Source organism: Frankia sp. CcWB3 (assembly GCF_977927595.1).
On the sequence record NZ_CDWRCK010000120.1, the window covers coordinates 1 to 10,968 of the forward strand.

Below are 10,968 nucleotides of genomic sequence, written 5' to 3' on the forward strand. Positions count from 1 at the left end.
CCTCCGGGCGGACGACCGTCCCCCGAACGAGGCACGGGCCCAGGATGAGACGCGGACCACGACGTCCGACGGCAGCCCGGGGACGGTCCGCGGCGGGCGTGACGATATCCTGGTCCTGCTGCTCCACGGGATCGCCGGCACCACGGCGGGCTGGGCCGCGGTGGCTCCGGAGCTCGCCGCGTCCCGCCGTGTGATCACCTACGACCAGCGAGGGCATGGCGCGAGTGGCTGGGCCACGACGGGCCGGGCGGGTTACAGCTTTGATCAGCTGGTGGCGGACCTCGCGACGGTGGTCGACGTGCTCGGGCTGCCCGCCGTCCACCTGATCGGCCACTCGATGGGCGGGGTGGTGGCGCTGCGCTACACGCTCGACCATCCGGGACGGGTGCGGTCCCTGGTTCTCGCTGACACCGCCGCCGCTCCCGCCACGGGCACGGGCGGGATCACGAAGCGGGTGGTGTCCGTCCTGCTGGCGGGGGCGGCGGCGATCGCAACGGCCGTCCACGCCGGCCGGCACCGCGCGGTGGCGGGGCTCGGCCGGATGGATCCGAACGCGATCGTCGCGCTCTGGCGGGACCTGAGCAGCTATCCGTCCCTCACGGAACGGTTGGGCGAGATCGGCGCCCCGACCACCGTCATCGTTGGTGAACGGGACTTCAGTCTTCGTGACGCCGCCGAGACGCTCGCCCGATCCGTGCCGGACGCCCATCTCGCGGTGATCGCCGGCGCCGACCACAATCCACACGCAAGCCGCCCGATCGCCTGGCTGACCGCCGTGGAGGATCATCTCACCCGCGCCGACCAGATATCCACCGATCTCATTCGCTGATGTCACCCAGCGTCCTATCCCCGAGGAGGCTGTCACCACCCCGTCCGGCCCAAACCTGCTGTACACCGCCCAGCACACCGTGATGAACCACCGCATCCTGGTCAATGCGGAGATCGGCCCGCATCACCGCGCGGGCGACAGCGCGGACCACCTCGGTCGGCGGCTCACCCCGATTGATGCCGACCCGGTCATAACATCACTTGATGCACCACGTGCCCGCTCGCTGTCGCCGCTCTCCAGATGACGGCGGCCCATCCCGCAGGATCGCATCACTCACGAGCAGGGCAAGAAGAGAATCACGCACACCCGCACCGGCCCGACTGATGCGATCATGAACCGCGGACTGGCCATCCCAAACACTGAGAATTCCTGCGATTCTCTCCTGTATCGACCGTGGTGGTAGGAGGAGCGGCATCGCTCGCATGATCCCGGCGGTCAGCGTGGGTACCGCCGACCCGCTGGCGTTACGGAGGGTCCAACCACGAACCGCGGGATGCCCGAGGTAATAGAGGAGATACCGGGATTCGATCGCCTGGTACGGGCGGAGGCGAAGACATGCCGTCCCGAATAGCCAGCCGCGATGATCATCGGTGATCAGCGCCTAGCATCCGAAAAGATCATGTCATGAAAAATCAACCGCGTCACCAGGATTATCACCGCCCGACGACGACCGGGGCGGTGGGTACCACGTGGTGAACCGGGCTGGGCTGGCGCCGCGGACGTCGGCCCGGCCACCGGCCGCGCCGGCATGGGATGATCTCGCCGTCCACCCGGCTGGAAACGGTGAGGGGAGCAGGTTGACGGCGGTATTCCTGAATATCGCGATCGGGCTCGCGACCAGCGTCCTCAGCGGTGGATCGGTCTGGCTCTGGCAGCGGGCGAAGAACATTCGTGCCCTGCGTCGCGAGGCGGAGTTCTTCGGTCTGGAGGCCGGCGGCACATGCCTCGTTATCATGAACAACACGTGGGACGCACCCGGAAGTGTCAGCCGTCACGACGTCCATGCGATGATCGAGGTCGCCACGCTCGCCGGCGAGCTCGGCTGCCCGATCTCCGTGCACTCATGCGACGAGTTCTACGACATCAACGGCGACCGCACGGAGTTCTGCCTCGGCGGCCCCGAGTCGAACCCTCGCACCGGCGGCCACCTGGCCACGCACCTGCCGGGCGTCGCCGTCCGTCCCATCGCACCGGGCCAACCCGATTCCGGGGCCTTCGTTGTCGGCGAGCGGAGGTTCCTTCTGGAGAAAGGCCGCCGAGAATACGCGCTCGTCGCCAGGTTCACGCCTCCCGGTTCAACCAGGCCGGTCATCCTCATCTGCGGCCAGACCGCGGTCACCAACCGGGCTGCGGTATACGGGCTCAAGCAGAAATACCGTGACCTGGCGAGAACCATCGCCTCCGTCGATCGATTCTGCATCATTTTCAAAATAGAATTGAGCAGTACCTACGGCTATCAGGCGGTGAGGCTGGATAGCGACGTGACCGTTGCCGCATTCACCGATCGCTGATGCGATCAAGGCCGTCGCGGTCGCGCGGGTGCCGGCGAGACAGATGCCGGAAAGATCGGGGGACGTAGTCACGCTCCGCGGGTCGAAAAGCGTGCCAACGTCCCCCGAAGTCCAGGCGAGTATCATGGCCGGCTTGTCGAGGAACTGCTCGGCGAAAGCACCTGGCTACCTGCGCTCCTGATCGCGGCGGCGACGGTCCGCCCGCGGACTCGGTCGGGCCATGCCGGCCGACCGGTTGACTTCGAGTGCGCTCCCACCGCTATGGAGTCGAAATGAAATAACTTGCGCGTTTCGAACCCTCCACAGGCCTGTGACCTGCGATGATGATCTCGATCGCGTATTTGTTACTTCATTACGTCCCCTATGGTCGGCGTGGGGCTGGCTTCCTCCCTCGTCCGCAGGTGGGGGATTCCCGGACCTCGCGGGCCGGGTTCCTGCTTCTTTTCCCGACGGGAGGTTCCGACGGATGCGTCACCGACTACCGTCGGTTCGGCCTCCCTCCGTCTCCACAGAATCTCCACAGGCGAGCACGGCTCGTCTTCTATCCGGTCTGATGCGAAAGGGGGTGAGCGGCGTTTCCTCCTCCGCGTGAACGTGGAGGTCTCCACGCCGCACATACCATGAAGTACCGCAAACTCGCCCGGACCGGCGTCGAGGTCAGCACCCAGTGTCTCGGCGCCATGATGTTCGGCGCGTTCGGCAACACCGACCACGACGAATGCGAACGCATCATCCATCGGGCCCTCGACGCCGGCATCAACTTCATCGACACCGCCGACATTTACTCTCAGGGTGAGAGCGAGGAGATCGTCGGCCGGGCCATCAAGACCCGCCGCGACGACATCGTCCTTGCCATGAAGTGCTTCAGCCCCATGGGCGACGAGCGCAACTCCCGCGGCGGCTCGCGGCGCTGGATCATCCGCGCCGTTGAGGATAGCCTGCGCCGCCTCGGCACCGACTACATCGACCTCTACCAGGTCCACCGCCACGACTGGGACACCGACCTCGAGGACACCCTCGGCGCCCTGTCCGACCTCGTCCACGCCGGCAAGGTCCGCTACCTCGGCTCCTCCTCCTTCCCCGCCGACTGGATCGTCGAGGCCCAGTGGGCCGCCCGGCGCCGTAACAGCGAACGGTTCGTCTGCGAACAGCCCCAGTACTCCATCTTCGCCCGCTCCATCGAAGAAGCCGTCCTGCCCGCCGCCCAACGCCACACCATCGGCATCATCCCCTGGAGCCCGCTGGCCGGCGGCTGGCTCACCGGCAAGTACCGGCGCGGCGAGCAGGCTCCGGCCGGATCGCGCTACTCGCCCCAGGGCTTGCTCAGCCGCCGCCAGAGTCAGGCACTCTCCGAGGACCCGAACGCGCCTGCCCGCTTCACCGCGCTGGAGGAGCTGACCACCGTCGCCGAGCAGACCGGCGTGTCCCTCACTCACCTCGCGCTGGCCTTCGTCGACAGCCACCCCGCCGTCACCTCGGCCATCATCGGGCCCAAGACGCTCGCTCAGCTCGACGACGTCCTCCCGGCGGCCGAGATCACCCTCGACCAGGCGACGCTCGACGCGATCGACGAGATCGTCACCCCCGGCACCGACATCGCCGGTACCAGCCACTACAGCGGTAACCCGGCACTGCAGCCGGCATCCCGCCGCCGGACGGACCACTGACGGACGGACCCACCGGCGTCAGCGTTCCGTCAGTGGGCCGTCGCCACGACGCCTAGGCGGTCACCGCCATCCCTCCAGGGTGGCCAAAGTGTCAGTGGTAGCCGGCATGCTGATCCCATGACGGACAACGCTGATCCCATGACGGACAGACGAGAACCTCCCACCCCCGCGATCGTCTCCGACGGGCTCGTCAAGCGATACGGCGAGACGACGGCGCTGGCGGGCGTCGACCTGACGGTGCCGGCCGGCACCGTCTTCGGTCTGCTGGGCCCGAACGGCGCGGGCAAGACCACGATCGTGCGGATCCTCGCGACCCTGGTGCGCCCGGATGCCGGCACCGCCCTCGTCGGCGGCTACGACGTGCTGCACGACAGTCACCGTGTGCGCCAGCTCATTGGGCTGACCGGCCAGTACGCCTCCGTCGACGAGATGCTCACCGGCACCGAGAACCTCGTGATGATCGGCCGGCTGCTCGGCCTGCCGCGGTCCGCAGCCAAGGCGCGGGCCCGGGAGCTGCTCGCTGACTTCCGTCTGGACGACGCGGCGAACCGCTCTGCGAAGACCTACTCCGGTGGCATGCGCCGGCGACTCGACCTGGCCGCGAGCCTGGTGGGGCGCCCGCGCCTGCTGTTCCTCGACGAGCCGACGACCGGCTTGGATCCGCGCACGCAACGAGATGTGGGACATCGTCCGCGACCTCGTGGGCGGCCAGGGCGTCACGGTGCTGCTCACCACCCAGTATCTGGAGGAGGCCGACCAGCTCGCGGACGAGATCGCGGTCGTCGACCACGGCCGGGTCATCGCGCAGGGCACGCCGGACCAGCTGAAGAACCGGGCGGGCGGCCAGGCCCTCGAGGTCCGCCCGCTCGACGCCGCAGACGTGGCGCTGGTGGCAACCACCGTCGCGGAGGTGGTCGGCGCGGCCCCGGCGGTGGCGGGCAGGCTCGTCAGTGTCCGAGTCACCGACCCCGCCGTGCTGCCCGCGGTCGTCCGTCGGCTCGACGACGCCGGGGTGAGGGTGGGCGAGCTGGCCATGCGCGGCTCCAGCCTCGACGAGGTCTTCCTGTCCCTGACCGGCCACCCGGCCACCGCCTCCGGCCAGGCCGCCACCACAACCGACACGGCCACCACAACCGACACGGCCGCGAAGATCCCCGCGGCGACGAGGAGCTGAGCTGCCGTGACGACCCTGACCAGCCCGACCACGCCCACCCCCGACCAGCCACGCTTCTCGACGCACGGCACCGCCGAGCCGGTCGGCGCCGCGCGGGTCACCCCGCTCGACGCGCTTCGCCACACCGCGACCCTGGCCTGGCGCACGCTCGTCCAGGTCAAGCACAACCCGATGGAACTGCTCGACTTCAGCGTGCAGCCGCTGATGTTCCTCCTGCTGTTCACCTATGTGTTCGGCGGGGCGATCTCCGGCTCGACCTCCGACTATCTGACGTTCGCGCTGCCCGGCATCATCGTGCAGAACACCCTGTTCACGACCCTGAACACCGGCATGGGGCTCAACGCCGACCTCACCAAGGGCGTGTTCGACCGGTTGCGCTCCCTGCCGATCGCCCGGTCCGCGCCATTGGCCGGGCGCATCGTCGCCGATCTCGTCAAGCAGATCTGGGCCATCGCCATGCTGCTCGGCCTCGGATACGTGCTGGGTTTCCGCATCGAGACCGGCCCGCTGCAGGCACTGGCCGCCTGCGGCCTCGTGGTCCTGTTCGCGCTGGCGATCTCATGGATCTCCGTGCTGGTCGGGATGCTCGTCTCGGAGCCGGAGAAGGTGATGGCCTTCGGGTTCACCCTCATCTTCCCGTTGACCTTCATCAGCAACGTGTTCGTCGAGACGTCGTCGATGCCGGGCTGGTTGCAGGCGTTCGTCAAGGTGAACCCGGTGACGGCCCTGGCCGACGCGACCCGAGGCCTGCTGGTCTCGGGCCCGGTGGCCACGCCGACCTGGCACGCGCTGGTCTGGGCGGCGGGGCTGGCCGCGGTCTTCGCGCCGCTCGCCCTCACCGCGTTCAAGCGCCGGGTCTGACCGGTGCCGGGGCGACGCCGCAGCATCCCCGGAGGCAGACAAGCCGTCTTCCGGGTCCTGAGACGATGCGCTATAGTTACCCGGGCCAGGCAACATAATGGGGGTTCAAATGAGTGTCATCGTCGCCATGACTCTGAAAGTCGATCCAGCGGCTCTTCAGCAGCTGTTCGCATCGAAGGCGGATATCTTCACATCCGTCGCCGAGCAGGCAAAAAAGGTGGGAGCCTTGCACCATCGTTTCCTTGCCGGCGACGGGCAGGTCATCATCCTCGATGAATGGGATTCCGCGGAGGCGTTCCAGGAGTTCTTCACCAATCAGCCCGAGATAGCCGCCCTCATGCGGGACGCCGGCGTCGAGGGACCCCCGGAGATTCAGGTCTGGCAGCCGATCGAAGGCGCGCCCGACACCTTCTGAGCGGGCGCGCGGGACACGGGCGGGGGACGGCTACGGTTCCCCGTATCCGCGCCGCGGACCGGACCGGCACCGCGGACCGGACTGGCGCCCCCGCCCGGAATCGTCATTACCAGAGTTGATGATGAGATCTTTGAAAACACCCGAAGCGGTCAGGTGTTCCGGGTGTGCAGCAGCATGTGAAGCTCGTTGTCCCAGTCGATGCCGTTACTCTCCCGCCCCACTGGAACCTGCCCGTGGCAGTCGGCGAGAAAGGCGATGACCTTCGACTTCGCCAGCTCAAGATCGGCATGCCCCGACGGACTGGACAGGGACACCGTGATCACCGACCGCCCCTTGGACGCCGTCGGCCGGATGCGCACGTCGCCGGTCCCGGCGGGAACCTCGATCCCTTCGGCTAGCAGCGCGCGAGCGAAGATCCAGGTGATGGCCTCTTCACCGGAACGTAGGATCAACTCGACAGCGAAGGGATCAGCCGGGTCGTAACGGAGTGTGCCGGGAATCGCTTCTCGCTCCCCCTCCTCCATGACGTAGTCAACGGATAGATCGCGCGCCACGATATGCGCGGGCGTCGAGCTGTGACGGAGCATCGCTGCCTCCCAACAGGTCGGATTCGACACTGTTCAGCATCGCGCCCGGCGACGCCCGGTTTGGCCGCCCGACGGGTCTCTCTGGACGGGCGGATCAACCCGGCACGGCCGGGCCGGTCGGCATAGCCGGCGAGTGAACGCAACGTCACGATCCCATCGCTATTTTGTCACGGTTTCGGCATGGTTTCGGCGACCCCACGTCGAGAGATGCCGGCCGAGTCCGCCGACGGGTGCGGCGATGACCTCGTTACTGGCCCGACGGGTGCCGACGCTGGCCGTCGTACCGGTGGGAGGGAGCCGGCCCCGGCCGTCAGGACCATCCGCCCCCACCGGACGGCCCGGACGGGAACCATCCGGGCCCTACGGCACGACGGTGACCGGCCAGCGACCGCCGCGGACCATCCGGCTCGCCAGGGAACCGACCAGGCGGTGCCCGGCGCTCTCGGACGCCCCGATGACGACCATGTCCGCCTGTTCCTCCGTCGCGCTCCGCTTGAGCGCCTCGAACGGATCGCCGGCCCGCACGACGAACCGGATGGGGACGCCCAGCTCCTCGGACCGCTCCAGGATCGCCTCGCGCACCTCACCGATGACCGAGTTAATCACTTGCTGCATCGCCTCCCCGGCCGGCGCCGGGGACATCGCCGCCCACACCGAGGGGGCCGCGACATAGACCACCACCAGTCGGGACGACTGGCGGCGGGCCAGCCCGGCCGCGTAGGCTGCCGCGCGCATCGACGTCCGCGACCCGTCGACCCCGGTCATGATCACCTGTGGGCCGTCCGTGCCCAACTCGAAGGGCCCCCGCTTCCAGGAGGGCCCGAAGTCCTCGACCGACAGCACCGCCCGGCCTTCTGCAGCATTCACACCAACCAGTCTTCCCCGTCGACCGGTGCGTCGGTGGGCGCGGGTCGACGTCCTCCTCCGGCGGATCTCAACCCGTGAGGACGTAACCCAGCACGCCCTCGACGGTGAAGCCCTCGCCTGCGGTCGAAAAGCCGGACGGTTCACCTGGCAGGCCGCTCCAGTGGGCCTGACGAGCAATCCGGCGGCCGGCCCGTCGTCAACTCAACCGCAGGGAGCCCGGTAACTCATCTCCCTGAAGGCGGTGCTCCATTCACCGGCGGTGATCCGGTTCGCCGGTTCGCCGGATCGGCGCACGCGGTGTCCGCGAGCCGGCCGGGCTCAGCGTCCCACAGCCGCAATGTCCCGTCGTGACCAGCCGAGACGACGACGCCCGTGCCGGAGACGAAGGCGATCGCGCTGATCGGCTGGGTGTGCCCGTGCCACTGGGTCAGCAGGATCGGCCTGTCCAGACGGGAGATGTCGGTCAGCCGGACCGTCTCGTCATCACCGGCGGATGCGACGACGTCGGCACCCGTCTCGAAGGCCACGCTCTGGACCCCGCCCAAAGAGCCGGTGGCGACGCCACGGGCGGGATTATCCGGATACCGCACCTCCCACAGGCGCACCGTGGCGTCGACGCCGCCGGAGACCAGAACGCCTCCGTCGCCGGTGAAGACCACGGACCGCACCCCACGGCTGTGCCCGCGCAGGATTCCACCCGCGGTCGGCCGCGCCGCGTCCCGGATGTGCCACAGATGGACGGTGCCGTCGTCACCAGCGAACGCGAGCAGGGTGCCGTTCGGCGCGAAGGCCACCGAGCGCGCTCCCCCGGTCTGACCGTCCGCCCGGACGCGCTGCTTCGGATGCGCCGGGTCCGTGACATCCCACAGCGCGACGATGCCGTCCGCACTGGCGGACCCGAGAGTGTTGCTGTCCGGGCTGAAGGCCACCGACTGCACCGCGCCGGCGTGGGCCTGGATGGTCGACCATCGGACCATCTGGTCGGGGTCGTGCAGGTTCCACAGCCGGATCGTGCCGTCGGAGTGGCCCGCGGCGAGCAGGCCACTGTCCCGGTTGAACGCCAGCGACTCGACCCAGCTGCGGCTCGACACCGAGACGGAGGTGCGCCGGACCAGCTCGGTCCGACCGACGACTTCCCATACCGTGACGGTTCCGTTGTCGCTCCCCGCCGCGGTCCAATGCCCGTCCGGGCTCACCGCGAGCGCCAGCAGGGCACCGGTCCCGACGGGGATGGTGGTCGGGGTGATCCCGGCACCGAACAGCGCGATCATCGCGCTCCGGGTCCTGGCCGAGCGCGGCTCGGCGCGGTAGGCCGCGAGCGCGAGCCGGCGAGCGAGTCCCGTGTTGCCATCCTGGAGGAGCAGCGCCCGCTCGGCGACCGCCTCGGGCACGCTCGTCTCGGTCCGCGAGGCCCCGCCCCTGGTGGACACGATGGCGACCGTCGTCACGAGCACGGTGACGGCAGCCACCAGGGCAACGATGATCAGCGGACGTCGGTTGCGGGCCCGGCCGCCCGGTGGCGCGGTGGACGAGGACCTCTGCGACGACGAGGACGACCGCTGAGACGAGGACGACCGGGACGCTCCTCGCCCGGTGTCCTGGCTGTGTTCGTCATCGGTCCAGACCGTCACCAGAGCATCGGCGAAGTCCCGGGAGCGGGACGACGAGCCGGCGCCCGGCCGCCAGCGGGCATCCGGCCCGGACGGTGACGCCTCGCTCCCCGACGAGGACGACCCTAGCCCGGGAGAAGACGTCGGGCCCGGAACCGACGAGGGCTCCGGAACCGACGAGGGCTCCGGAACCGACGAGGGCTCCGGAACCGACGAGGGCTCCGGCGGAGACGGCGGGCCGGGAACCGACGATGCCACCGGCGGGGACGACACACCCGGAACCGACGACGGGCCGGACCGGGATGGTGCCCCGGGAATGCCCGGCCCCGGGAACGAGATCAGGTTCGCGGGCGGCGGGGGTCCGATCGGCTGATGGCCGGTGACGGGCGTGATCGGACCCGCGAGGTCGGCGTCGCTCGCCGGCGTCCCGGAGGCGCCGCCGGGAGGCGTGTTCAGCGGCCGGATCAGCGCGGTCACCTCGGACAGGGACAGCCCCTTGGCCACCATCGGGGCTTCGGCACGTAGGTCCAGAAGACGCGCGTAGAGCTTCTCGGCGGTGGGTCGCTCCGCCGCTGCCTTGCGCATCGCATCGGAGACCAGGGGCCGCAGGCTGTCCTCGAAGCCGTCAAGCATCGGAGGATCGTTGACCGTCCGGTACAGCACGCTGGGAGCAGGGCCGTTACCGAACGGGTAACGGCCGGTCCCGGCGAAGATAAGGACACCGCCCCAGGCGAACACGTCCGCCGCCGAGGTGACCTGCTCACCTAAGGCCCGTTCCGGCGCCATGAACGCCGGCGTCCCGAGCTGGCGATCCCCGCTGAGTACCGTCGCAGAGTCCAGGGCGCGCGCGATACCGAAATCGATCACCTTCGGTCCGAGCCGGGACAGCAGGATGTTGGACGGCTTCAGATCCCGGTGCACGAGTCCGGCCTGGTGGATCGCCATCAGCGCGGTGGTCATGCTCACCGCCAGCTGATGAAGCTCCGCCGGGGTTAACGGGCCGCGCGTGCCGACCGCCTCGGACAGCGTCGGCCCGTCGACGTACTCGGTCACCAGATAAGGCGGATCGGCGGTGATGTCGACGTCGAGGACCGCCGCCGTGCAGAAACGAGCGACCCGCCGGGCGTTGTCGGCCTCCTGCTTGAGCCGGCTGCGGAACTCGGCCAACCGGGCGAGATCCGCCCGGATCAGTTTGACCGCGACCAGACCACCGGCGGTGTTCTCCCCCAGGTAGACGGTCCCCATCCCACCCGCGCCGAGACGCCGCACCAGCCGATAGGGACCGACCTCGGTCGGTTCGGAGGCAGCATGATCCGCGGGTCGGTCCGCGGGTCCACTCCGGCCGGGTGGGTGGGACATTAGATGATCACTCCCGCCCGAGGTTGTCGAGGATCCCGAGGTTCTCAAGGGTGTCGGTCAGCAGTCCACCCGCACCGGTAACACCCGG

The 10,968-nt window shown here is 69.0% G+C and carries 10 protein-coding genes and 1 pseudogene; 7 read left to right on the top strand and 4 right to left on the bottom strand.

Features of this window, described 5'->3' with window-relative positions:
• Positions 1-829: alpha/beta fold hydrolase (locus ACY5KJ_RS11080; protein ID WP_462203313.1), on the top strand; the 829-nt coding region annotated here is incomplete at its 5' end.
• Positions 830-1,025: 196 nt separating this feature from the next.
• Here the strand turns inward: ACY5KJ_RS11080 and ACY5KJ_RS11085 are convergent.
• Positions 1,026-1,427 (bottom strand): restriction endonuclease subunit S, encoded by a 402-nt coding sequence (locus ACY5KJ_RS11085; protein WP_462203317.1) that lies wholly within the window; start codon positions 1,425-1,427, stop codon positions 1,026-1,028.
• Between the two features lie 199 nt (positions 1,428-1,626).
• On the opposite strand from ACY5KJ_RS11085, the gene ACY5KJ_RS11090 reads away from it, so the two are divergent.
• The 6 genes and pseudogenes from ACY5KJ_RS11090 to ACY5KJ_RS11115 all read left to right on the top strand — a co-directional run bounded on the left by ACY5KJ_RS11090 (position 1,627) and on the right by ACY5KJ_RS11115 (position 6,457).
• Positions 1,627-2,340: a hypothetical protein gene (locus ACY5KJ_RS11090; RefSeq protein ID WP_462203314.1), complete on the top strand. Its 714-nt coding sequence runs from the start codon at positions 1,627-1,629 to the stop codon at positions 2,338-2,340.
• A 320-nt stretch (positions 2,341-2,660) separates the two neighbouring features.
• Complete coding sequence (locus tag ACY5KJ_RS11095) at positions 2,661-2,894, top strand: hypothetical protein (protein WP_462185880.1); 234 nt, start codon at positions 2,661-2,663, stop codon at positions 2,892-2,894.
• 66 nt (positions 2,895-2,960) lie between these two features.
• On the top strand, positions 2,961-4,007 hold the full coding sequence (locus tag ACY5KJ_RS11100; RefSeq protein ID WP_462185879.1) for an aldo/keto reductase: 1,047 nt from the start codon (positions 2,961-2,963) through the stop codon (positions 4,005-4,007).
• A gap of 117 nt (positions 4,008-4,124) precedes the next feature.
• A pseudogene (locus ACY5KJ_RS11105) lies at positions 4,125-5,181 on the top strand (ATP-binding cassette domain-containing protein).
• Between the two features lie 15 nt (positions 5,182-5,196).
• Complete coding sequence (locus ACY5KJ_RS11110; protein ID WP_462185901.1) at positions 5,197-6,042, top strand: ABC transporter permease; 846 nt, start codon at positions 5,197-5,199, stop codon at positions 6,040-6,042.
• Positions 6,043-6,151: 109 nt separating this feature from the next.
• A complete protein-coding gene (locus ACY5KJ_RS11115) occupies positions 6,152-6,457 on the top strand; it encodes a hypothetical protein (RefSeq protein WP_462185878.1) in 306 nt (101 codons plus the stop codon).
• A gap of 149 nt (positions 6,458-6,606) precedes the next feature.
• Here ACY5KJ_RS11115 and ACY5KJ_RS11120 read toward each other — a convergent pair whose 3' ends face one another.
• From ACY5KJ_RS11120 to ACY5KJ_RS11130, 3 genes are all read right to left on the bottom strand, one after another.
• Complete coding sequence (locus ACY5KJ_RS11120; protein WP_462185877.1) at positions 6,607-7,044, bottom strand: SsgA family sporulation/cell division regulator; 438 nt, start codon at positions 7,042-7,044, stop codon at positions 6,607-6,609.
• A 360-nt stretch (positions 7,045-7,404) separates the two neighbouring features.
• Entirely contained in the window at positions 7,405-7,911 is a 507-nt protein-coding gene (locus ACY5KJ_RS11125; RefSeq protein WP_462185876.1) for a universal stress protein, read from the bottom strand.
• 224 nt (positions 7,912-8,135) lie between these two features.
• Entirely contained in the window at positions 8,136-10,790 is a 2,655-nt protein-coding gene (locus tag ACY5KJ_RS11130) for a protein kinase domain-containing protein (RefSeq protein WP_462203315.1), read from the bottom strand.
• Between the last annotated feature and the right edge of the window lie 178 nt (positions 10,791-10,968).